The sequence below is a fragment of the Nocardia fodinahabitans genome (assembly GCF_052983615.1).
Genome location: NZ_JBRJJC010000001.1, coordinates 2,522,753 through 2,545,780 on the forward strand (window position 1 = coordinate 2,522,753; position 23,028 = coordinate 2,545,780).

A 23,028-nucleotide genomic window follows, 5' to 3' on the forward strand; every position below is an offset into this window, starting at 1 on the left:
GGGATCGACCTCAGCTCACCCGGGCCCGCACGAAGGTCGACGCGAGATGCAGATTGTTGGCCGGGTTCGCGTCGGTGCCGGTGCTCGACGCGTGCAGGAACGAGGTGATCAGCGCCAGGCGCCGCGGCGCTTCGAGGACGACGGTGTAGGTCCTGGTCTCGCCCGCCTCGAGCGTGGGGAGCCGGAACCGCACGTGGGTCGGGCGCACCTCGCCGCCGCCGGGATCGACCAGTCGGCTCCAGCCCTGTGTCGACAACCTGGCCTCGACCCCGGTCGCCTGCCTGCCGCCGACATTGGTGACGGTGACCGTCGCCGTCACCCGTTCGCCCCGCTCCGCGGTGCGCGGCACGTCGAGGTGCACGCCGACATCGGCGGGATGATCGCCGGGAGTCTGGCCGGCCTTCAGCACCCACAGCGTCATCGTGCCGCGGCTCGGCGCGACGCCGGTGTCCGCGTCGCCGGAGTAGTCGGCGGTGACCAGGTGCGTGCCGAAGCCGAGATGGGAGACGTCGACATCGCGCGCGATCGCGACGCCGTTGTCGACGGGAACCGGTGCGCCGAGCGGTTTTCCGTCGGCGGCGAACCGGACGGTGCCGGTGTCGATCTCGCCCGCGGGAGCACGGGCGATCGTCGCGGTGAGGTCGAGTTGTTCGAAGTACGTGACCGGGTTGTGGTTCGCGGTCACCGTGGTGGTCGAGGTCGCGGTGTAGACGGTGAGATCGGCCTCGGCCCGCGACTGCTCGTAGATCTCGTCGCCGAGATAGTGCGCCTCGACCGTTCCCGCACCGGCTCGCAGCGGCGGCGAACTCGCTGTGCCGTCGGCGGCGATGGTTACCGGAGCACCGAGCGGGGAACCGTTCTGGGCGAACTGGATCGCCCCCGTGGGTTTCGGCGCGTCCGGCTTCGGCGTAGGCACGGTGACCGTGGCCCCGACGACCGCGCCCGCGAGCACGGGCGGCGGCGGCAGCGTCAGATGGACCTCGGTGGGCACCTGCGCCGACCGCACCAGCAGGCCGACGCTGCCGAAGACCGGCGCGAAGACCCGGGTCGGGTCGTCGGCGAGATAGGTCGCCAGCACGTGGTGGGTGCCCGGCCGCAATCCGTCGATCGCGGGCAGCGTCGCCACCCCGTCGACCAATTCGATCGGCCCCGGCGTCGCGACACCGTCGATCTCGAAGCGCACATGCCCGGCCGGGGTGCCGAAGGCGGGCGTGGTGCCCGGCTTCTGGCTGACCTTCGCGCTGAAGCTGACCGGCTGACCGACCTGCGAGATCTGGCCGGGCGCGCTGGTGGTCACCTCGATCTCGGTCGGCACCTGGTCGTCGTGCAGCCGGAACACGGCCCCGCCGATCAGGTGCGCGGGGTCGTCGGTGGCCGCGGCCCGGACCAGGAATCCGCCGGGCAGCTCGCCCTGTTGCGCGGCGGGGAGCGCGGTCAGATGTACCTGGGCGAAGCCGTCGGCGTCGGTGGTCACCCGGGTGCTGTCGCTCCCGTCGGCGAACACCGCCGCGCGCGGTTGGCCGGCGGGCATCGAGAAGGTGATCGACTTGCCCGCCTGCGGTCCGTGGATCGCGTCGACGAAACGCACCCGCAGCGGCTGCGCGAACGGCTGCCCCGAGTAGGCGCTCTGACTGTTGCCCGAGATCAGCTCCACCCGGCTGCGTTTCGAGGGAATCGGAACGATCAGCTGCACCTTGCCGTCGTTGAGCCGATCACGATTGCCGTAGCTGCCGTCGGGGCCGTTATAGAAGTGCGGCCGCTGCCCGGCGACCGGGACGACCATCGACTGGCCGCCACCACCGCCACCGCCACCGCCGTCGTTGCCGTCCTGCGCGCCGTGGCCTTTGCCGCCGCCGTGGCTGCCGCCACCGCCACCGCCACCACCGCCACCGGTGGAACTGCCGGTCGCGTGGCCGCCGTCGACGCCGCGCTCGCTGCCGCCCTCGCCGCCGAAGCCACCACCGAAGCCGCCGCTGGTGCCGTCGCCGGGTCGCGGACCGCCGCTGCCGCCGTCACCGCCGCCGGCGCTGAATCCGTTGCCACCGCCGCCGCCACCGCCACCGGCGACGACGATGGGCTCGCTGTCGCGGGACGGCCGGGTCCCGCACTCGGCCGCGTCCTGGCTCACCGCCGACGCGCCGCCGCCACCCGCGCCGCTGTAGGAGGCGCTGGAATCGGCGGTGCCGCGCGCGCCGCCCTTGCCGTAGCCCCACCCGCCACCCGCGCCGCCGTAGCGACCGACGTCGATCTTCAACTGCTTGCGCTCCTGCACGGCGATGACCGCCTGCACGCCGCTACCCGCGCCGCCGGTGCCGACGTCGCCGAAGTCGTGGCCGCCGCCCGCGCCCGCCGCGCCGAGCACATCGGCGAAGATCTCGTCGACGCCGTCGCCGACGCAGTAGTACTGCGCGGCGTCGCCGTGCACGCCGAAGGTCGTCGTCCGGACGCCGTCGGCGGAGGTGAGGAACAGGATGTAGCCGTCGCCGGAGACCGAGGCGGTGGTCACGCTCGCCTTCGACAGACTCGGTGACGCGTAGGAGGTCCCGCCACCGCCGCCCGCGCCGCCCGCGCCCGGCGACGCGTGCGGGCCGTGCGAGATCGGTGTCTCGGGCGCCGCCGCACCACCGCAGCCGCCGCCGTGGCCGTCGCCGCCCTGATAGCCGCCACCCCCACCGCCGCCCCCACCGCCGCCGCCGGTCTTGTCGAAGGTGTGGTAGGCGCCGCCCGCGCGGGGACCACCGCAGGTGAGGCCGCTCGGGGTGGTGCCTGCCGGATTGTTCTCGCCCGCACCGCCGGTCCACGGCGGACCTTCCTGCCAGCCGACCGCCGCGCTGCCGTCACCGCCGTTCCCGCCGTCGCGCCGGGACCCACCGCCGCAGTAGAAGAAGGTCGAATCCTGCACCGGCGACACCGAATAGCAGTCGGGTGCGTTACCGCCCGCGCCCCCGCCACCACCCGCGACCAGTACCGGCGCGTTGTCGGCGCCGAGCACGGCCGAGGCACCGCCGCCACCGCCGCCGTCCCAGCCGCTCGAATACACGGTCCCGAAATTCGTGACCTGGTCGACCGCTTCGCCCCTGGCCCCGCCGGAGGCGTACGGCGAGAACCCGCCGTTCGCCCCGCCCGCGCACCCGACCTGGACCTGGAACTCCTGCTCCGGCGTCACCCGCAAGCCGCCGCTGACCTGACCGCCGAGCCCACCGATCCCGGTGAAGTTCGGATTCGGCGTCTGCCCCTGACCACCGACCGCCTCGATATAGAGGCTCGTCGTCCCGGCGGGCACCTTGTAGGTCTGTGTCCGTGAGCTGCAATAGAACACGTCGATCGCGAGCCCCGACGCCGGATCCTCGAAGTGCTCGGACGCGCCCTCGGCGGGTGGACCCGGCGGCTGTGACTGCGCGAGTGCCGCGGTGCCGACGACCAGCACCGCGCCAAGGGACGCCGCGAGCCACGCCCGCGTCGCAGTTCGTCCGGCCATGCCAGAACTCCGTTCACCAGCGCCGTTGCCGAGGAAACTTGACGAAACGGTAGCGGTGGTTGACGCCTCGACCCGGCAGCGACGCGCGCTTTCCCGCTGGTCATCGGGGTTGCCGACGCCGCGATCCGGCGTGGGACGAGTGCGGCGGGCGCCGGGCAAGTAAGTTCGGACCCGACGGCGGCAGCCGACACGACGACAGGGGACCGCGGTGCGGAATTCGGACACGACCAGCGGCGCTCGACGCGCCCGCGCCGCCATGGCGGGAATCGCGGTCGCCGCGCTCCTCACCGCGGGGTGCGCGACGGGCGACACAGTCGACGGCACCGCCATCGCATCGACGGATTCGTTCGTGCCGACCCCGGACAACCAGGACCCGTCCCGCGCGATCCCCGGCGTCGAGATCACCGAGTTCCCGCCCGGCCTGCACGTGACCAGCACGCAGCGGGTCGCCTATCCCGTGATTCCGCCGCTGGGCGGACCACACGACAGCCGGTGGGCGGCCTGCGACGGCGTCGTGTACGGCACGGGCGTCCGCACCGAGAACGTGGTGCACTCCATGGAACACGGCGCGGTGTGGATCGCCTACAACCCCGACAAGGTGAGCGCCGCGGACCAGGCCGCCCTCGCGGCACGGGTGACGAACAAGCCGTACACCCTGATGTCCCCGATCCCCGGCATGGCCCACCCGATCTCGCTGCAATCGTGGGGCCATCAGCTGAAACCCGACAGCGCCGTCGATCCCCGGATCGACCAGTTCATCCTCGCCCTGCGCGAGAACCCTTACACCACACCGGAACCGGGCGCGACCTGCTCCTCGCCGCTGTTCGACCGCACCAACCCGCCGCCGTTCGACCCCACCGCACCGGGCCCCGACGCCGTCGACCCGAACAGCGACGGCAGCGCGGTTCCCGGACTGCCTACGCCGTCACCTGGAAGTGGGCGATGATCTTGGTCGGCCGCACCCGTACGACCAGCTCGCCCGCGACGCCGTTCCGCTTCCCGAACTCCTCGGCCTTGTCCGCCCCCATATAGCGCGCCGCGATCTCGGTAGCGGTCCGAATCAGCTCGCCGAGATCCTCGGACAACGTCACCGTCCCCTGCACCTCGACCAGCGCGTACGGCGGCTCCTCCAGGTCCACACACAGCGCGACCCGCGGATCCCGCGCGAACGCCCGCCCCTTGGCCGTGTTCTTCCCGGTATTGAAGACCAGTTCGTCCCCCTCGACGATGAACCACACCGGCGTCACCAACGGCCGCCCATCGGCACCGGTGAACGCCACCTTCCCGGTTCGTGTTCCATGGGAAAGGAATTCGCGCACCTGGGGATCAGACAGGGAAGCCATGCGATCAGGCTAGCCGCCACCGAACACAGCGACCCGCGATCACACAGGCATGTCGCTGGCGAGAGGCCGATCTCCTCGCTATTGTAGGTACGTACCTACCTACCGGAGGTGTCATGTCCACCATGAGCGCTCGTGAGCTCAACCGCGATGTCAGCGCGGCCAAACGCGCTGCGCTCCAAGGTCCTGTGGTGATCACCGACCGTGGCGAAGAAGCATTCGTGTTGCTGTCCATCGAGGAATACCGTCGGCTACGTGCCGACAGTCGAGATCTTGTCGCCCGGCTGAGCATGGAGGACGATGATGACATCGAATTCGAACCGACTCCAGCGCGTGTGGATCTGAAGGTCCCGGAGCTGTGACCTACCTCCTCGACACGAATGTGCTGAGCGAATTGCGGAAATCGGCGCGGTCGGCGGATCCGTCGGTGCGGGCCTGGATCGGAGCCCGGAGGCCGTCGGAACTCTATGTGAGCGTGGTCACGATCATGGAGATCGACATCGGCATCGGCCGCGTCGAGCGCCGCGACTCCGCCCAGGGCAAACGGCTCAGAGCTTGGCTGGACGACACCGTGCTCGACGCGTTCGCCGGGCGGATTCTCGCGATCGATCTCGCTGTCGCTCGACGTGCCGCCCGCATGCATGTGCCCGATCCTCGTCCCGAGCGAGACACGATAATCGCGGCGACCGCCGGTGAGCACGGGATGACCGTCGTCACCCGCAACGTGCAGGACTTCGCCCCGACGGGTATCCCGGTGATCGATCCGTGGGATGCCGGGCAATCGAGTTAGGCAGACACCGAACCCTCTTGTCCACCTGCTCAGATCGCGCCCTGCTCGCGCGCGGTGGCGACCGCTGAGGTGCGGGATTTGACGCCGAGTTTGGCGTAGATGTGGACGAGGTGGGACTTGACGGTGGTCTCGCTGAGGAAGAGTTGTTTGGCGATGTCGCGGTTGGACAGGCCGGCGGCGACCAGGCGGAGGACTTCGACTTCGCGGGGGCTCAGGGTGGTGTCGGCGCGGCGGACGCGGGTCATCAGGCGGGAGGCGACCGTTGGGGAGAGGACGCTTTCGCCCGCGGCGGCGGCGCGGACGGCGGCGAGGAGTTCGGTGGGTGGGGTGTCCTTGAGGAGGTAGCCGACGGCACCCGCTTCGATGGCGCCGAGGATGTCGGCGTCGGTGTCGTAGTTGGTGACCACCAGGACGTTCGGCGGGGTGGGCAGGGCGCGCAGGTCGGCGGTGGCGGCGGCGCCGGAGCGGCCGTCGCCGAAGCGCAGATCCATCAGGACCAGGTCGACCGGATCGGCGGCGCAGAAGGCCACGGCCGCCTCGGCATCGGCGACATCGCCGACCACGGTGATGTCCGCGGACGCCTCGAGCAGGGCGCGCAGCCCGGCCCGCACGATCGCGTGGTCGTCGGCGAGCAGCAGCCGGATCACGCGACCGCTCCCAGCGGGAAGGACACGGTGACGGCGGTGTGGCCGGGTTCGGATTCGATCGTCATCCGGCCGCCCTGCTGCTCGACGCGGCTGCGCATGGCCACCAGGCCGAACGCGCCCGCGCGGGGCTCGCGCAGCACGGCGGGGTCGATGCCGACGCCGTCGTCGACGATGTCGAGGTGCACGTCGGTGTCGTCGTAGGTGAGGGTGACCCGCATGCGCGCGGCCCCGGCGTGCTGGACGACATTGGCGACCGCGCTCTGCGCGATCCGCACCAGCGCGGCCTCCACCGGCATCGGCAACCGCTCCGGCGCACCCTCCACCAGCAGCTGGGTCGACAGCGCGGCCGACCGCGCGCGATCGCAGATCCGTTCCAGTGCTTCGGCGAGCGACTGCCCGTCCAGCGCGGCGGGTGACAATTCGTCGATGAGCCTGCGGGTTTCGGCCAGGTCCTCGGCGGCGGTCTCGCGGGCGAGCCGGATCCGGTCCAGCGCGGGATGATCCGGTGCCGCCTGCTCGGCCGCGTGCAGCAGCAACTGGATACTGCTGAGCCCCTGCGCGACGGTGTCGTGGATCTCCTTGGCCAGCCGTTCCCGCTCGGCCAGCTTGCCCGCGGTGCGTTCCCGTTCGGCGAGAATCGCTCTGGTGCCGAGCAATTCGTCGATCAGCCGCTCCCGCTCCACCGCCTCGCGATACAGCGCCTGATAGCCGAGCCCGATGCCGATGGCGACCAGCGCGCCGAGCACCGGCCCGACCACCGCCCCCACCGACCAGCCGCGGTGCGCCGCGAATCCGACGACGCCGACGGCCGTCGCCAGCACCACCGCGATCAGATTCCACGGTCGCGGCAGCAGATGCAGGTAGAGGAAGAACAAGCCGAAGGCGAGATACACCGCGTCCGGCGTGAGCCCGAGCAGCGCCAGCCACAGTACGGTCAGCGTGGCCAGCCACACCCCCACCATTCGCGAATCCCACCCGGCCCCGCCCCGGCGGTCCGGCGTCGGCGGGACACGCGAGGCGACCCGGCGCGGCAGCTCGGTGCCCGCGAAGTAGACGGCCAGCCAGACCACCGTCAGGACGACCACGCCCGCGCCGTGCCCACCGCCGCCGGGCAACAGCGCCCGCACCGCGACCACCACGCCCAGCACCGTCACCAGCACATGCAGGCCGAGCCGCAGCGTGGTGACCACAGGGGTCAGGGGGGACGAGTGCACCCGACCAGCTTATGTGCGGCAACCGGACCGGCATCCATCGAAAGGTGTAAACGCGGGCAGACCTTGGGTGGAGCGCGTTTCGTGCGCCGGTGTGATGGCGCGACGGCTGTCCCCGACGAGAGTGGAGGCATGTTCGTAGCACTCCGAGACCTGCGGGCCGCCCGTGGCCGCTTCCTGCTGATCACCACCGTCGTTTTGCTCGTGGCGGTGCTGGTCAGTTTCCTGAGCGGTCTCACCGCCGGGCTGGCGCATCAGAACATCTCCGCGATCCAGAGCCTGCGCGCCGACCAGGTGGTATTCGCCGAGACCGGCACCGATCCGTCCTTCGACTCGTCGGTGCTCACCGACGAGTCGATCGCGCGGTGGCAGGCGACGGGCGGGATCGAGGTCACCCCGGTCGGCATCTCGCGTGCCCGCGCCGAACACGCGGGCGCGAGCCCGGAACAGGTCGCGCTGTTCGGCGGCGACCCGTCGGCCTTCAGCAATCACCCTGCTACCGCACCGGGTGCGGTGGTGCTGAGTTCCGGCGCCGCTCGCGCACTGGCCGCGGGCACCGGCGACACCGTGGTGCTGGCCGGACACGAGTTCACCGTCGCCGACGTGGCCGGTGACGAGTGGTACAGCCACACCCCGGTGATCTGGACGAGCATGGCGGATTGGCAAGCGGCCAGCCCGCGTGCCGGCGCGGCGACCGTGCTCGCCGTGTCCGGTAACGCCCCGCGCGGCGATCTCGACGCCGAAGCCGGGACGCGCACGGTCCCCGCGCGCGACGCCGTCCAGGCGATCGGCTCCTACCAGGCCGAGAACAGCTCGCTGACCCTGATGACCGTGCTGCTGTTCGCCATCTCCGCCCTGGTGATCGGCGCCTTCTTCACCGTGTGGACGGTGCAGCGCCAACCCGACATCGCCACCTTGAAGGCGCTCGGCGCGACCACCGGTTCGCTGGCGCTGGACGCGCTGGCGCAGGCGGCGATCGTGCTGGTCACCGGTGTCGCGATCGGGCTCGGCATCACCGCGCTGGCCTCGCTGTTCCTCGGTGACGCCATGCCGTTCGTGCTGTCGCTGTCGACGACCCTGGTGCCCGCGCTGGCCCTGATCGCGCTCGGCCTCGTCGGCGCGGCGGTCGCGCTGCGCTTCCTGTTCACCACCGATCCGCTGACCGCGCTCGGCGCGACCCGCTGAAGGACCTCCCATGGCACTCACCCTCACCGACGTCACCCTCACCTACCCCGACGGCGCGGGCAGGCTCACCGCGCTCGACCGGGTGCGCCTGCACGTCCCCGGCGGCACCATCGCCGCCGTCACCGGCCCGTCCGGCTCGGGCAAGTCGAGCCTGCTCGCCGTGGCGGCGACGCTGATCCGGCCCGACGCGGGCACCGTCGTCCTCGACACCGACACGGGCAGTACCGATCTCGCGACACTGAGCAGGCGCGCCGCGGCCACCGTCCGCCGCACCGCGATGGGCATCGTCTTCCAGCAGCCGAACCTCATTCCCGCGCTGACCGCGAGGGAACAGCTGGAGGTCACCGCGCATCTGGGCGGCAAGCGGCGGACCAACCGCGCCGACACCTCGGCCCGCGCCCGGGAACTGCTGGCCGCGGTCGGGCTCGCCGAGCATGCGGACAAGCGGCCCGCCCAGCTCTCCGGCGGCCAGCGCCAGCGCGTCAATATCGCCCGCGCCCTGATGAACGATCCGGCCCTGCTCGTGGTCGACGAACCGACCAGCGCCCTGGACACCGAACGCGGCGCGGCCGTCCTGGACCTGATCACCACCATCGCCCGCGAGCACCGCGCGGCGACGATCCTGGTCACCCACGACCCCACCCACCTGCACCGGATGGACGCGGTCTACCGGATGACCGACGGTCGCCTCACCACGGTCGAGGTACCCGCCCCCGCCCGGGCCTGATCCGGCGCGCCCGCCGCGCGCCGATCGCGCGCCGGGGGCAAACTGGACCGATGAGCGATCCGACCCAGCTGATCGTGGTCGACGCGGCCAATGTCATCGGCGCCAAGGCCGACGGCTGGTGGCGCGATCGCGCGGGCGCCGCCCGGCGACTGCTGTCGAGCATCGCGGACCTGACGACCCGCCTGCCGACGTCGACGGCGGTGACCGTCGTCCTCGAGGGCGCCGCCAAGGCCGCCGCCGACGGCGCCGAACCGACCGCCCCGCGGATGACCGTCGTCCTGGCCGACCGTTCCGGTGACGACAAGATCGTCGACGTGGTCGCCGAAGCCACCGGCTACGACCAGCTCACCGTCGTCACCGCCGACCGGGAACTGCGTCGCCGGGTCGACGCCCTCGGCGCCGAGGTGGTCGGCCCCCATTGGCTACTCCGCCAATTCGATTGACCGGCGTCGGATCGATTCGGCACAGCAGACCAGCGGTGATCATCCGGCTGTCGATCAGGCAGGCGAGGGTGACAACGCGGCCAGCGCCATCTGCCGCAACACCGGCCGGGCCTTGCTCGCCCGCGCCGGGGCGGCGCTGTGCGGAGTCGAGTTGATCAGCCCGAAGGCCGCGTGGGCCTGGACGCGGGCGGTGTCCTCGGCCAGACCGGGATGCACCTCGCGCAGCACCTGGACCCAGACCTCGACGTACTGCCGCTGGGTGCGACGCAGAGTGCGGCGATCGGCGGCAGGCACGTTGTCGAGATCGCGGTCCTGGATCCGGATGAGCTCGGGGTCGTCGAAGGCGAAGTCGAGGTGGAAGTCGACCAGGCCGACCAGTGCCTCGGCGGGCGAGTCCGCCGCCGCGACGACCGCGCGCCCACCGGCGAGCAATCGCTCACTGACGCCGACCAGCAGCTCGACCAGCAGCGCTTCCTTGTTCGCGAAGTGCCGGTAGACGGCGGGTCCGCTGATCCCGACAGCCGCGCCGAGGTCGTCGAGGCGCACGCCGAAGAACCCGCGATCGGCGATCAACCGGGCGCCCGCGTCGAGCAACTGCTCGCGACGCTGGGCTTTCATCAGTTCGCGCCGGGTCACCGGAGCGGGTTCGACCGTGGCCAATCTCGACTCCCTTCCGCCGGGCCTGGACAACTTGGTTAGTCAAGATTAACCTGAATTTCAGTTATTGGCGATTAACCGGATGGCAGGATGGCGTGATGACGGTTACGCACGACCTCGACAACGGCACCACGGCCGCGACGAGCAACCGGGACGCGCACCGCGCCCTGGTCGACGAGCTGCGGCAGCGGCTGGCGACGACGGCGCTGGGCGGCCCGCAGAAGGCGCGCGAGCGGCACACGGCCAGGGGCAAGCTGCTCCCCCGCGAGCGGGTCGACCAGCTACTCGACCCCGGCAGCCCGTTCCTGGAACTGTCCCCGCTGGCGAGCAACGGCATGTACGGCGACGAGTGCCCGGGCGCGGGCGTGATCGCCGGTATCGGCCGTATCGCGGGCCGCGAGTGCCTGGTCCTGGCCAACGACGCGACGGTCAAGGGCGGCACCTACTACCCGATCTCGGTGAAGAAGCACCTGCGCGCGCAGGAGGTGGCCGCCCAGAACAACCTGCCGTGCGTGTACCTGGTGGACTCCGGCGGCGCCTTCCTGCCGCATCAGGACGAGGTGTTCCCCGACCGCGAGCACTTCGGCCGCATCTTCTACAACCAGGCGAACATGAGCGCCAAGGGCATCGCCCAGATCGCGGCGGTGATGGGTTCGTGCACCGCGGGCGGCGCCTACGTGCCCGCGATGGCCGACGAGGCCGTCATCGTGCGCGACCAGGGCACCATCTTCCTGGGCGGTCCGCCGCTGGTGAAGGCGGCGACCGGTGAGGTCGTCACGGCCGAGGAGCTCGGCGGCGGCCTGCTGCACTCGCGCACCTCCGGCGTCACCGACCACCTCGCCGACGACGACCGCGACGCGCTGCGCATCGTCCGCAAGATCGTCGGCACCCTGGGCCCGAAGCCCGAGGCGCCGTGGGAGGTGCTGCCTACCACCCCGCCCGTCAAGGCCGAAGACGAGCTCTACGACGTGGTCCCGGTCGACCCGCGCACCCCCTACGACGTGCGCGAGGTGATCGACCGAATCGTCGACGGCGAGGCCGGGTTCCACGAGTTCAAGGCCGAATACGGCAAGACCCTGGTCACCGGGTTCGCCCGCATCCACGGTCATCCGGTCGGCATCGTCGCCAACAACGGCGTGCTGTTCGCCGAATCCGCGATGAAGGGCGCGCACTTCATCGAACTGTGCGACAAGCGCAAGATCCCGCTGGTGTTCCTGCAGAACATCACCGGCTTCATGGTCGGACGCGACTACGAGGCGGGCGGCATCGCCAAGCACGGCGCCAAAATGGTCACCGCGGTGGCGTGCGCGCGGGTGCCGAAGCTGACCGTGGTGATCGGCGGCTCCTACGGCGCGGGCAACTACTCCATGTGCGGGCGCGCGTATTCGCCGCGCTTCCTGTGGATGTGGCCGAACTCGCGGATCTCGGTGATGGGCGGTGAGCAGGCCGCCTCGGTGCTGTCGACCGTGCGCGGTGACCAGCTCGACAGCGCGGGCAAGCCGTGGTCGGCGGAGGATCAGGAGGCCTTCAAGGCGCCGATCCGGGAGCAGTACGAGACCCAGGGCAACCCCTACTACGCGACCGCGCGGATCTGGGACGACGGCGTGATCGCGCCCACCGACACCAGAACTGTGCTCGGACTTGCCCTCTCGGTGTGCGCGCAAGCGCCGCTCGAACCCGTTTCCTACGGCGTCTTCCGGATGTGAGAGACATGCTGAACAAATCCCACCCCGTCGAATTCGACACCGTCCTGGTCGCCAACCGCGGCGAGATCGCGGTGCGCGTCATCAAGACCTTGCGCGCCATGGGCATTCGCTCGGTCGCGGTGTACAGCGACGCCGACGCGGGCGCCCGCCACGTGCGCGAGGCCGATGTGGCGGTCCGCCTCGGTCCCGCGCCCGCGCGCGAGAGCTATCTGTCGATCGAGAAGGTCGTCGACGCCGCGATCCGCTCCGGCGCCCAGGCCGTGCACCCCGGATACGGCTTCCTGTCGGAGAATTCGGCGTTCGCCGCGGCGCTGGCCGACGCGGGCATCGTGTTCCTGGGCCCGCCCGCCAAGGCGATCGAGGTGATGGGCGACAAGATCACCGCCAAGAACACCGTCACCGCGTTCGGTGTCCCGGTGGTTCCCGGCATCGCCGAGCCCGGCCTCACCGACGAGCAATTGGTCACCGCCGCGGCCGAAGTCGGCTATCCGGTGCTGGTCAAGCCGTCCGCCGGTGGCGGCGGCAAGGGCATGCGCCGGGTCGAGCGGCCCGAGGATCTGCCCGCCGCGCTGGTCAGCGCGCGGCGTGAGGCGGGCGCGGCCTTCGGTGACGACACCCTGTTCCTGGAGCGGTTCGTCACCCGGCCCCGCCACATCGAGGTGCAGATCCTGGCCGACAAGTTCGGCAATGTGGTGCACCTGGGCGAACGCGAGTGCAGTTTGCAGCGCAGGCATCAGAAGGTGATCGAGGAGGCCCCGTCGCCGCTGCTCGACGCCGCGACCAGGGCCCGGATCGGCACCGCGGCCTGCAACACCGCGCGCAGTGTCGACTATGTCGGCGCGGGCACCGTGGAGTTCATCGTCTCCGCCGATCGCCCCGACGAGTTCTTCTTCATGGAGATGAACACGCGCCTGCAGGTGGAGCACCCGGTGACCGAGCTGGTCACCGGCGTCGATCTGGTGGAATGCCAGGTCCGCGTGGCCGCGGGCCAGCGGCTGGGCAAGAGCCAGGACGAGATCCACCTGGTCGGGCACGCGATCGAGGCGCGCGTCTACGCCGAGGATCCGGGTCGCGGCTTCCTGCCCACCGGTGGCACCGTGCTCGGGCTCACCGAACCGAGCGGCCCGGGCGTGCGGGTGGATTCGGGGCTGTCCGAGGGCACCGTGGTCGGCAGCGACTACGACCCGATGCTGTCGAAGGTGATCGCCCGGGGCACCACCCGCGCCGACGCCCTCGCCGCGCTGGACCGCGCGCTGGAACAGACCGTGCTGCTCGGCGTGACGAGCAATATCGAGTTCCTGCGTTTCCTGCTCGCCGACGAGGACGTGCAGGCAGGCCGCCTCGACACCGCGCTGCTGGACCGCCGGGTGGGCGACTTCCGCCCCGCCGAGGTCACCGACGACGAGTTCATCGCCGCCGCGGCCCATCACTGGTTGCGCCGCTGGCCCACCCCCGGCGGCGACCCGTGGTCGACCCCGTCGGGCTGGCGGCTCGGCGCCCAGGCCCCGACCTCGATCCGGCTCGCGGCCGGTGACCAGGTGCGCCACGTCTTCCTCACCGGCACACCGGAATCGGCGACCGTGCGGATCGATGACGGTGAGCAGCAGTCGCTCTCGGCCGCTTCGAGCCGCGACGGCCTCGTCCTCACCCTGGACGGGCTGCGCCGCGAGTTCCGCGTCGCCGAGGCCGAGGACCAGCTGTGGGTCGGCCACGCCGGCGGCGTCGCCGTGCTGCGGGAGGTCGCCGAGGCGTGCGTGCGCGGCGACGCCGCCCACGTCGGCGACGCCGAGATCCGCAGTCCCATGCCGGGTTCGGTGATCGCGGCCCCGGTCGCCGACGGCGCGACCGTCGAGGTCGGCGACCCGGTGATCGTCATCGAGGCCATGAAGATGGAGCACGCGCTCACCGCCCCCGTCGCGGGCACCGTCGAGGTGCTGGTGCAGCCGGGCGCCCAGGTGAAACTGGACCAGGTGCTGGTCCGCGTCGTCGCCCATCCCGTCGAAACCGCTGTCGTAGAGCCCGAGCGCGAAGGAACCAACGCATGACCGACTACCTGTCCACCGGCTCGCTGCCGGACGAATACCGCCAGCTCGCCCTGACCGTGCGCGACTTCGCCCAGCAGGTCGTGGCGCCCGTCTCGGCGAAACACGATGCCGAGCACAGCTTCCCGTACGAGGTCGTCGCTGGGATGGCCGACATGGGCCTGTTCGGCCTGCCGTTCCCCGAGGAGTTCGGCGGCATGGGCGGCGACTACTTCGCGCTGTGCCTGGCGCTCGAGGAACTCGGCAAGGTCGACCAGAGCGTGGCCATCACCCTCGAGGCCGGCGTCTCGCTGGGCGCGATGCCGATCTACCGCTTCGGCGACGACAAGCAGAAGAACGAGTGGCTGCCCCAGCTCACCAGCGGGCGGGCGCTGGCCGGTTTCGGCCTCACCGAACCCGATGCGGGCAGCGACGCGGGCGGCACCCGCACCACCGCGGTCGAAGACGGCGAGAGCTGGGTGATCAACGGCGCCAAGCAGTTCATCACCAACTCCGGCACCGACATCACCCGGCTGGTCACCGTCACCGCGGTGACCGGGCAGACCGGCGGCAAGAAGGAGATCTCCACCATCCTGGTGCCGACCTCCACCCCCGGTTTCGTCGCCGAACCGGCCTACAACAAGGTCGGCTGGAACGCCTCCGACACCCACCCGCTCAGCTTCACCGACGTGCGGGTGCCGAAGGAGAACCTGCTCGGCGAGCGCGGCCGCGGCTACGCCAACTTCCTGCGCATCCTCGACGAGGGCCGCATCGCCATCGCCGCGCTCGCGGTCGGCGCCGCGCAGGGCTGTGTGGACGAGAGCGTGCGCTACGCCGGGGAACGGCAGGCGTTCGGCCAGGCCATCGGCCGCAATCAGGCCATCGCGTTCAAGATCGCCCGGATGGAGGCGCGCGCCCACGTCGCCCGCACCGCCTACTACGACGCGGCCGCGCTGATGCTGGCGGGCAAGCCGTTCAAGAAGGCCGCCTCGATCGCCAAGATGGTCGCCAGCGAGGCCGCGATGGACAACGCGCGCGACGCCACCCAGATCTTCGGCGGCAACGGCTTCATGAACGAATACCCCGTGTCCAGGCACTACCGTGACAGCAAGATCCTGGAAATCGGTGAGGGCACGACGGAGGTGCAGCTGATGCTGATCGCTCGGGAGCTGGGTCTGTGACCGAGACACGGCGGGTCGTCCAGCGGGGACTGTGGTTCGAGGAGTTCGAGATCGGGACGATCTACGAGCACCGGCCCGGCCGCACCATCACCGAGGCCGACAACGTCCTGTTCACCACGCTGACGATGAACACCCAGGCGCTGCACCTGGATGCGAACTTCGCCGACGCGCAGCCGCCGTTCAACCAGCGGCTGGTGAACTCGATGTTCACGCTGTCGACGCTGGTCGGTCTCTCGGTCGCCCAGCTCACCCAGGGCACGCTGGTGGCCAACCTCGGCTTCTCCGAGATGTCGCTGCCCGCGCCGCTGTTCCACGGCGACACGATGTACGCCGAAACGCTCGTCACCGACAAGCGGGAATCCAAGAGCCGCCCGGGTGAGGGCATCGTCAGCCTCACCCACACCGCGCGCAACCAAGACGGTGTCGTCGTGGCGAAGGCGGTCCGGCAGACCCTGGTCAGGAAGGCACCCGCGGCATGAACGGCCGACGCCCGGAGGAGTTGCCGTGCCGCACCATCCCCGGGCGACCCGGCCCGCCGAAAGGACACAGCATGACAATGACGGGAGACAGCGTGAGTGCCTGGGAGCCGACCGGACCTGCCTGGCTGTTCTGTCCGGCCGACCGCCCCGAACGTTTCGCCAAGGCCGCCGCGGTGGCCGACGTGGTGATCCTCGACCTCGAGGACGGCGTCGCCGCGGGTGACAAGGTCGCGGCCAGGCAGGCGCTGATCGACACGCCACTCGACCCGCAGCACACCGTGATTCGCGTGAACGCGGTCGACACCGAGGAGTACGCGGCCGACCTGGCCGCCCTCGCGCAGACCGCCTACCGCCGCATCATGCTGCCCAAATGCGAATCGGCCGAACAGGTCCGCAGCCTGGCGGGCTACGAGGTGATCGTGCTGATCGAGTCGCCGCTGGGCGCGGTGCGGGTGACCGAATCGGTCGCCGCCGAGAACGCCATCGGCGTGATGTGGGGCGCCGAGGACCTCGTCGCCGGTCTCGGCGGCAATTCGAGCAGGCATGCCGACGGCAGCTATCGCGATGTCGCCCGGCACGTGCGCTCGACCAGCCTGCTGGCGGCCAAGGCCTTCGGCCGGTTCGCCCTGGATTCGGTGTTCCTCGACATCAGGAATCTGGAAGGGCTGGCGGTGGAGACGCTGGACGCGGTGGCCGTCGGCTTCGACGCCAAGGTCGCCATCCATCCCAGCCAGGTGGCGGTGATCCGCGAGGGCTACGCGCCCGACCCCGACGAGATCGACTGGGCGCGGCGGGTCCTCGCCGAGGTGCCGAACCATCGCGGCGTCTTCGCCTTCGAGGGACGCATGGTCGACGCGCCGGTGCTGCGGCACGCGGAGCGGATCGTCCGCCGGGCCGAGCTGCCCAGCTGAGCACCACCCGGCGCGCGGCGCGAGTACCGCCCGCGCGCCGGGGTAATCATCGGCCGGGCAGTTCCGGCCCCGCGTAACCCAGTACGAGGAGGACATCCGGTGCAACCGCAATGGGAACCGACCGCCCAGGACATCGCGTCGGCACGGATCACCGACTTCGCCGCCTTCGTCAGCGGCCGGACCGGCGAGCAGTACCCCGACTACCAAGCCCTGTGGCAATGGTCGGTCGGCGACATCGCCGGCTTCTGGCAGGCGCTGTGGGACTACTTCGAGCTCGGCCCGATCGCCGACGGCGTGCTCGGCGCGCGGGAGATGCCCGGCGCGCAGTGGTTCCCTGGCACGCGGCTGAACTACGTCGACCAGATCGTCCGGCAGGCGCGGCCCGATCGGCCCGCCGTGCTCGCCCTGCACGAGGACGCCGAGCCGCGCGAGATCTCGTGGGCCGAGCTGATCGAGCAGGTCACCGCGTTCGCGGGCAGCCTGCGGGCGCAGGGCGTCGGCGCGGGCGACCGGGTGATCGGCTATCTGCCGAATATCCCGGAGGCCATCGTTGCCTTCCTCGCCACCGCGAGCATCGGCGCGGTGTGGAGCGCGTGCGGACAGGACTACTCGGCCAAGGCGGCGCTGGACCGGCTCGGGCAGCTGGAGCCGACCGTGCTGGTGACGGCCGACGGCTACCGGTTCGGCGGTAAGCAGCACGACAAGCGCGCCGATATCGCCGCGCTGCGGGAGGGCCTGCCCGGGTTGCGCGCGACGGTCGTGGTGTCGCAGCTCGGGCTCGAGGTTCCGGGCGCGGTGGCGTGGTCGGACGCGGTCGCCGATCCCGGGCTCGGGGTCATCGAGACCGCCGCCGTCGCCTTCGATCATCCGCTCTGGATCGTGTTCTCCTCCGGCACCACCGGTCTGCCGAAGGGCATCGTGCACGGGCACGGCGGCGTGCTGCTCGAGCACCTGAAAGCCGTTGCCCTGCAGTCCGATATCGGGCCCGACGACACCTTCTTCTGGTACACCAGCCCCAGCTGGATGATGTGGAACTTCCAGATCGCCGGCCTGCTGACCGGCGCGACCGTGGTCACCTACGACGGCAGCCCGACGGCGGGCGGCCCGGACGCGCTGTGGCGCCTCGCCGCCCAGGTCCGCGCCACCGTGCTCGGGACCAGCCCCGGGTATGTGCTCGGCTGTATCAAGGCGGGTTCGGTGCCGCGGACCGATCACGATCTGTCGGCGCTGCGCAGCGTCGGGATCACCGGCTCGGCGCTGCCGGTGTCGAGCGCGCTGTGGCTGAACGAGAACGCGGGCGAGCACGTGCAGGTGAACTCGATCAGCGGCGGCACCGACGTGGTGTCGGCGTTCATCGGCGGCGTGCCCACCGTGCCGGTGTGGCCGGGCGAGCTGTCGGCGCCGTATCTCGGGGTCGCGCTCGACGCGTTCGACGAGCTGGGCGCGCCGGTGCGCGGCGAGGTCGGCGAGCTGGTGGTGACCCAGCCGATGCCGTCGATGCCGGTGCGCTTCTGGCGCGACGAGGACGGAAAGCGCTACCACGAAGCCTATTTCGACACCTATCCCGGCGTGTGGCGGCACGGCGACTGGATCACCCTGACCGAGCACGGCAGCGTCGTCGTGCACGGCCGCTCCGATTCCACCCTCAACCGGCACGGCATCCGGATGGGCAGCGCCGACATCTACCAGGTCGTCGAGCAGTTCCCGGAGATCGCCGAGGCCCTGGTGATCGGCGCCGAACAGCCCGACGGCGGCTACTGGATGCCGCTGTTCGTCGTCCTCGCTCCCGGCGCCGCCCTCACCGACGATCTGAAGACCCGGATCGGCACCGCGATTCGCACCGAGGTCTCGCCCCGCCACGTCCCCGACGAGGTCCGCGAGGCCCCCGGCATCCCGCACACCAGAACCGGCAAGAAGCTGGAAGTCCCGATCAAGAAGCTCTTCCAGGGCGCGGACGCGAGCCGTGTGGTCGAACGCAGCGCCGTCGACGACCCGTCCCTGCTCGACTGGTATGCCCGGATCACCCCGCCCCACAAGCCCTAATACACTTCTCGCATGAATGTCGGCGAGTCTCGTGGTGCGCGTGGATCGGTGGTCGGCGGAACGAAGGACGGTGTGCGGCGGCGTCCGAAGAATCGGCGTGCGCAGATCGCGGCGACCTCGGCGGTGGCGTTCGGCGCGGCCGGGTATCACGGAGTGAGCATGGAGGACATCGCCGCCGGACTGGGGATCAGCTCGGCGGCGCTGTACCGGCACTATCCGAGCAAGTACGCGCTGTTCCGGGAGGAGCTGCTGCGGGTCGGCCAGGGGTTCGCCGCCTCGATCGCGGTGACCGGCGACGGCGCGCTCGGCGCGGCGGAACGGTTGCGGCACATGTTGACCGGGCTCATCGGCGCGACGATGGAGAACCGGGCGACGGTCACGCTGGTGCGCTGGGAGGGCCGCTACCTCGAACCCGCCGACCGGCTGGTGCTCGACGAGCAGCGGGCCTCGGTGCTGGCCGCCCTCGACGAACAGCTGACCGTGCTGCGGCCGGAACTGACCGCGGCGGATCTGCGGATGCTGTCCACCGCGATGTTCGGGGTGATCACCAGCATCGCCGACCATCACGCCGCGCTGCCGGCCCGCACGCTGAACCGGCTGCTGAGCACGGCCTGCTTGGCGCTGACCGGGAACGGATTGCCGCCCGCGGCAACGGTTTCCGAGCAGGCCACCCAGGTCGAGATCCCGGAGTCGTTCAAACACGAACTGCTGCTGCGCAAAGCGGTCGAGCTGTTCCACGAGCGTGGGTACCCGAATGTGAGCGTCGAGGACATCGCCTCGGCCGCCGGCCTGTCCGCCGCCTCGGCGGTGTACCGGTTCTATCGCGGCAAGAGCGACATCCTCGCCGCCGCGTTCCGCCGGGCGGCCGACCGGGTCTCGGGTGCGATCGGCCCCGCCGTCGCCGGCACTCCCGACAGCGGCGCCGCCCTGGACGTGCTGATCGCCCAGTTCGTCACCGACACCTTCGACGAACGCGCGCTGGCCGTCGTCTACTACGCCGAGTTCGGCCATGTCCCCGCCGAGGAACGCGCGGTCCTGCGCAATATCCAGCGCCTCAGCGTCCAGGAATGGGCCCGCCTGGTCCGCGAGGAACGCCCCGAACTCTCCGCCGCCGAAGCCCGCTTCCTGGTCCACGCCGCCTTCGCCCTGGTCATCGACCTCAGCCAGATCTACGGCCCCGACCCCATCGCCTGCCGAGCCCGCGTCGCCCACCTCATGCACCAAACCCTCCTCGGCTGATCCACCCGATGCACTATGGCTTACACCGGCAAAGTCACCGGCCCGGAGTCCCTTGGCCGCATCCTGCAACAGGCGCGGCTGCTCAGCGGTCTGAGCCAGCGCGAACTCGCCGAACGGCTCGGGACCAGCCAGCGCTACATCTGGGAGATGGAGGCCGGCAAACCGTCGAGCTACACCGACCGGCTGTTCGCCATGATGCGTGAGACCGGCATGCACCTCACCGCCACGATCGACCCGGCGGACGCCGATGACTGACCTCGTCGTCGAGCTCTACGACACCCGGGTCGGCACGCTGATCGGCAGCGCCGGCCGTGCCGCGGATAACGGCTGACCTGCGGATTTCACCCGTTGTGTGTGAGGGCGGGTGGTGGCGGGATGTTTACGGTGGGCGTTCGAGGTGTCGGACGGAGAGTGCATGGGTGGTCGGGCGGGTGACGAGGGTGGGCTGAGTCGGCGGCGCTTGCTGGGGTGGGGTGCGGCGGTGGGGGTGGTGGCGGTGGTACCCGGGTGTGGGGGTGGGGAGCCGGTGCCGTCGGTGGTGACGTCGACGGGGGCGCCGGATGTGCTGGGGCTGGCGATCGAGGCGTATGTGTTCGGTTATCCGATGATCATGCTGGACATGATGCGGGCGGCGAGTGGGCCGGCCAATACCTTCGATCACAGCGTGCTGCCCGATCCGCTGGATCGCGGGGTGGCCCGGCTCAGCCACGACGTGGTGTATTCGCAGGCGTGGCTGAATCTGGCTGACGAGCCGCTGGTGCTGCAGATCCCGGGGATGGAACCGGACCGGTACTGGCTGTTCCAGCTGCTCGACGGGTGGGGCAACACCGTGCACGATCTGAGCAGCAAGCAGCCGCGGACCACGGTCGATGCCGACGGACCGCCGTTCACCTATGTCATCACGGGCCCGCAGTGGACCGGGTCGCTGCCGCCGCACACCACCCTGCTGCACATGCCGTCGGCGATGGCGACGATCGTCGGCCGGATCCAGATCAATGGTGTCGCGGACGCGGCGCAGGTCAATCGCTGGCAGGAGAAGATCCGGCTGGTGCCCGCGAGCGCCTGGCAGCGCCGCGAATACGACGTGACGGTCAGCAGGGTGCACCCGATCGACCGCGGGCCCGAGCCGCCGGTCAAGCGGATCGCCGCGCTGGACGGGCGCACCTATCTCAACCGGCTGTGCCGGCTGATGGTCGCCGCTCCGCCCGCGGCCGCCGACGCACCGCTGGTGGAGCAGCTGGCCACCATCGGCGTGGTCCCCGGCGGCACCGTCGACAACGAGCCCGTCGAACTGCTCGACGAAGCCGTTCGCCAGGCCCAGCGCCGGATCTCGGAATGGACCGACCCGACGGCGCGCCGCGTCAACGGGTGGGAGATCCCCGTCGAGCTGGGCACCTTCGGCACCGACTACCTGCGACGCGCGGCGATGACCATGCGCGCACCGGGCAAGGCCCCGATCCGCGACGTGCTCTACGCCGAACTCTGGGCTCCCACGACCGACGAATCGGGACAGCCCCGGCGCTACCGCATCCGCTTCGAACCAGGGCGGTGGCCACCGGTGGAAGCCTTCGCCTCGATCACCGCCTACGACCCGCAGGGCTTCCTCGTCCCCAACCCGGCCGAGATCTACACGGTCGGCCACGCCCCGCCGGTGGTAACCGGCCCGGACGGCGCGGTGGAAATCGCCGTCCAGCACGACGATCCCCGCCCCGGCACCCCCACCGGCAACTGGCTCCCGATCCCGGACTCCGGCGAGTTCTCCCTGACGCTGCGCCTGTACGCGCCACGCGAGGCCGCGATCGAAGGCGACTGGGAGCCGCCACCGATGACCCCGGTGCAATGACTCCCGGTCTCAGCCGATGGTGGCCTCGATCGGGACGGACGTGGCCGGGGCGGTGAACACCGCGACGTAATGGTCGGCGACGACGCAGACGACCGGCTCGGTCGCGGTCGGCACCGGACGCAGCCGCTCCGACGAAATAGCAAGGTAGGCACTGTCGTTGTGGCAGCCGGTGACGACGAAGGCGAACGCTCGATCACCGGCGGCGCGCGGCGACACCGCCGAGCGCACCCGAACGGCCGTCGCGGTATCGAGCCCGGTGACGAACGCGGCGAGCTGATCCGGCTGGGAGACTTCCGCACCGCGCGGCGCCGTGCCGAACGTGAGGCGCCCGAAATGGGCGAGGATCGCGGGGCCCGGCGGGTCGGGGCGGTCCCCGCGGAGCCGGGTCTGTGCCGGCACCTCGGCCCGAGGCAGCGCGAACACCGTCAGGATGTCCCACGGCGCGTAGCATTCCGGCGGCGGATTGTCCGCGCCGGTCAGCCGGACGGAGTAGTCGGCATTGCCGCTGCTGGTCAGCTTCGCACCGTTACCGGGCGAACACCCCGCGCCCCAGGAAATGGCGATCAGCGCCTCGGTCTCGAGGTCGCGGCGCGACAGCGTGTCCGTGAGCTGACCGGCCCTGAACTCGTCACCGGAGAATCGCCCGGTGAACTGGGCGATGTCCGCGGGCGACCGCAGGATGGTGCTGACGTCGGGTAATCCCCGAGCGGACTCGAACAGCACCAGCTCGGCGTGCTCGACATCGCGTGCGGTGGTCTTTCGGCGCGGCGGATCGGGGTCGGTCGAGGACGCGAACAGCGCCCCCAGATACGCGCCCGCCAGCAGTCCCACCAGCAGCGCCACCACGATTCCGGCCCGAGTACTCCGCATACCCCACTGTACGTAGGGCGGAGCTCAGCCTTCGTTGGCCATCGCGGCGATGAGCGAGTTGGGACGCATGTCGAGCCAATGGGATTCGACGTACTGGAGACAGGAAGTGCGGGTCGCGGCGCCGAAGGCGACGGTCCAGCCGCCGGGGACGGCGGCGAAGGTGGGCCAGAGGGAGTGTTCCCCCTCGGCGTTGACCAATACGTAGAACTGGGCGTTCTCGTCGTCGAACGGATTGCTCATCGGATTGCCTTCCTGAG

At 70.8% G+C, this 23,028-nt stretch carries 22 protein-coding genes; 15 read left to right on the forward strand and 7 right to left on the reverse strand.

Translation table 11 applies throughout. From position 1 onward, the window contains the following. Positions 1-10: 10 nt before the first annotated feature. Positions 11-3,478 carry an Ig-like domain-containing protein gene (locus NV348_RS11700; RefSeq protein WP_447146943.1) on the reverse strand — a complete coding sequence of 1,156 codons (3,468 nt, stop codon included), beginning with the start codon at positions 3,476-3,478 and terminating at the stop codon, positions 11-13. Between the two features lie 208 nt (positions 3,479-3,686). Here NV348_RS11700 and NV348_RS11705 point away from each other — a divergent pair, with 208 nt between their 5' ends. Next, a complete protein-coding gene (locus NV348_RS11705) occupies positions 3,687-4,424 on the forward strand; it encodes a thioredoxin-like domain-containing protein (RefSeq protein WP_447146944.1) in 738 nt (245 codons plus the stop codon). Here NV348_RS11705 and NV348_RS11710 read toward each other — a convergent pair. Beyond that, positions 4,396-4,821: a PPOX class F420-dependent oxidoreductase gene (locus NV348_RS11710; RefSeq protein ID WP_447146945.1), complete on the reverse strand. Its 426-nt coding sequence runs from the start codon at positions 4,819-4,821 to the stop codon at positions 4,396-4,398. The two genes, NV348_RS11705 and NV348_RS11710, sit on opposite strands and share 29 nt — an antisense overlap. Positions 4,822-4,934: 113 nt before the next feature. Here NV348_RS11710 and NV348_RS11715 point away from each other — a divergent pair, with 113 nt between their 5' ends. Together NV348_RS11715 and NV348_RS11720 are read left to right on the forward strand one after the other, a co-directional pair. Further along, positions 4,935-5,180: a type II toxin-antitoxin system prevent-host-death family antitoxin gene (locus NV348_RS11715; RefSeq protein ID WP_447146946.1), complete on the forward strand. Its 246-nt coding sequence runs from the start codon at positions 4,935-4,937 to the stop codon at positions 5,178-5,180. Beyond that, positions 5,177-5,608, forward strand: coding sequence for a type II toxin-antitoxin system VapC family toxin (locus tag NV348_RS11720; RefSeq protein WP_447146947.1), 432 nt, complete (start codon positions 5,177-5,179; stop codon positions 5,606-5,608). The genes NV348_RS11715 and NV348_RS11720 overlap by 4 nt, the downstream gene beginning before the upstream one ends. A gap of 29 nt (positions 5,609-5,637) precedes the next feature. Here the strand turns inward: NV348_RS11720 and NV348_RS11725 are convergent, their stop codons facing one another. Both NV348_RS11725 and NV348_RS11730 read right to left on the reverse strand, forming a co-directional pair. Continuing rightward, entirely contained in the window at positions 5,638-6,255 is a 618-nt protein-coding gene (locus NV348_RS11725) for a LuxR C-terminal-related transcriptional regulator (protein ID WP_447146948.1), read from the reverse strand. Next, entirely contained in the window at positions 6,252-7,469 is a 1,218-nt protein-coding gene (locus NV348_RS11730) for a sensor histidine kinase (protein ID WP_447146949.1), read from the reverse strand. The genes NV348_RS11725 and NV348_RS11730 overlap by 4 nt, the downstream gene beginning before the upstream one ends. Positions 7,470-7,598: 129 nt before the next feature. Between NV348_RS11730 and NV348_RS11735 the strand changes: the two genes are divergently transcribed. Genes NV348_RS11735 through NV348_RS11745 form a run of 3 tightly spaced genes read left to right on the forward strand, consistent with a single transcriptional unit; the run spans position 7,599 to position 9,821 of the window. After that, complete coding sequence (locus NV348_RS11735) at positions 7,599-8,651, forward strand: ABC transporter permease (protein WP_447146950.1); 1,053 nt, start codon at positions 7,599-7,601, stop codon at positions 8,649-8,651. A 10-nt stretch (positions 8,652-8,661) separates the two neighbouring features. Then, positions 8,662-9,378: an ABC transporter ATP-binding protein gene (locus tag NV348_RS11740; protein WP_447146951.1), complete on the forward strand. Its 717-nt coding sequence runs from the start codon at positions 8,662-8,664 to the stop codon at positions 9,376-9,378. A gap of 50 nt (positions 9,379-9,428) precedes the next feature. Beyond that, on the forward strand, positions 9,429-9,821 hold the full coding sequence (locus NV348_RS11745; RefSeq protein ID WP_447146952.1) for an NYN domain-containing protein: 393 nt from the start codon (positions 9,429-9,431) through the stop codon (positions 9,819-9,821). A 54-nt stretch (positions 9,822-9,875) separates the two neighbouring features. On the opposite strand, the gene NV348_RS11750 is transcribed toward NV348_RS11745, so the two are convergent. Then, positions 9,876-10,439 (reverse strand): SACE_7040 family transcriptional regulator, encoded by a 564-nt coding sequence (locus tag NV348_RS11750; protein ID WP_447151004.1) that lies wholly within the window; start codon positions 10,437-10,439, stop codon positions 9,876-9,878. 137 nt (positions 10,440-10,576) lie between these two features. Here NV348_RS11750 and NV348_RS11755 point away from each other — a divergent pair, with 137 nt between their 5' ends. The 9 genes from NV348_RS11755 (at position 10,577) to NV348_RS11795 (ending at position 21,901) form a co-directional block, all read left to right on the forward strand. Beyond that, the gene (locus NV348_RS11755) at positions 10,577-12,184 is read left to right on the forward strand and encodes a carboxyl transferase domain-containing protein (protein ID WP_447146953.1); all 1,608 of its coding nucleotides are present in this window, start codon (positions 10,577-10,579) and stop codon (positions 12,182-12,184) included. Positions 12,185-12,189: 5 nt separating this feature from the next. Continuing rightward, positions 12,190-14,229, forward strand: coding sequence for an acetyl/propionyl/methylcrotonyl-CoA carboxylase subunit alpha (locus NV348_RS11760; protein ID WP_447146954.1), 2,040 nt, complete (start codon positions 12,190-12,192; stop codon positions 14,227-14,229). Further along, positions 14,226-15,386 carry an acyl-CoA dehydrogenase family protein gene (locus NV348_RS11765; protein ID WP_447146955.1) on the forward strand — a complete coding sequence of 387 codons (1,161 nt, stop codon included), beginning with the start codon at positions 14,226-14,228 and terminating at the stop codon, positions 15,384-15,386. Before NV348_RS11760 ends, NV348_RS11765 begins: the two co-directional genes overlap by 4 nt. Beyond that, the gene (locus NV348_RS11770; RefSeq protein WP_447146956.1) at positions 15,383-15,865 is read left to right on the forward strand and encodes a MaoC family dehydratase; all 483 of its coding nucleotides are present in this window, start codon (positions 15,383-15,385) and stop codon (positions 15,863-15,865) included. Before NV348_RS11765 ends, NV348_RS11770 begins: the two co-directional genes overlap by 4 nt. 71 nt (positions 15,866-15,936) lie before the next feature. Then, positions 15,937-16,776 (forward strand): HpcH/HpaI aldolase/citrate lyase family protein, encoded by an 840-nt coding sequence (locus NV348_RS11775; protein WP_447146957.1) that lies wholly within the window; start codon positions 15,937-15,939, stop codon positions 16,774-16,776. A 99-nt stretch (positions 16,777-16,875) separates the two neighbouring features. Further along, a complete protein-coding gene (locus NV348_RS11780; protein ID WP_447146958.1) occupies positions 16,876-18,819 on the forward strand; it encodes an acetoacetate--CoA ligase in 1,944 nt (647 codons plus the stop codon). 12 nt (positions 18,820-18,831) lie between these two features. After that, positions 18,832-20,058: a TetR/AcrR family transcriptional regulator gene (locus NV348_RS11785; protein ID WP_447146959.1), complete on the forward strand. Its 1,227-nt coding sequence runs from the start codon at positions 18,832-18,834 to the stop codon at positions 20,056-20,058. A gap of 15 nt (positions 20,059-20,073) precedes the next feature. After that, the gene (locus NV348_RS11790; protein WP_447146960.1) at positions 20,074-20,313 is read left to right on the forward strand and encodes a helix-turn-helix domain-containing protein; all 240 of its coding nucleotides are present in this window, start codon (positions 20,074-20,076) and stop codon (positions 20,311-20,313) included. 160 nt (positions 20,314-20,473) lie between these two features. Continuing rightward, complete coding sequence (locus NV348_RS11795) at positions 20,474-21,901, forward strand: DUF1254 domain-containing protein (protein WP_447146961.1); 1,428 nt, start codon at positions 20,474-20,476, stop codon at positions 21,899-21,901. 9 nt (positions 21,902-21,910) lie between these two features. On the opposite strand, the gene NV348_RS11800 is transcribed toward NV348_RS11795, so the two are convergent. Then, complete coding sequence (locus NV348_RS11800; protein ID WP_447146962.1) at positions 21,911-22,771, reverse strand: hypothetical protein; 861 nt, start codon at positions 22,769-22,771, stop codon at positions 21,911-21,913. Between the two features lie 24 nt (positions 22,772-22,795). Next, the gene (locus tag NV348_RS11805; RefSeq protein WP_218719668.1) at positions 22,796-23,011 is read right to left on the reverse strand and encodes an MbtH family protein; all 216 of its coding nucleotides are present in this window, start codon (positions 23,009-23,011) and stop codon (positions 22,796-22,798) included. Positions 23,012-23,028 lie beyond the last annotated feature (17 nt).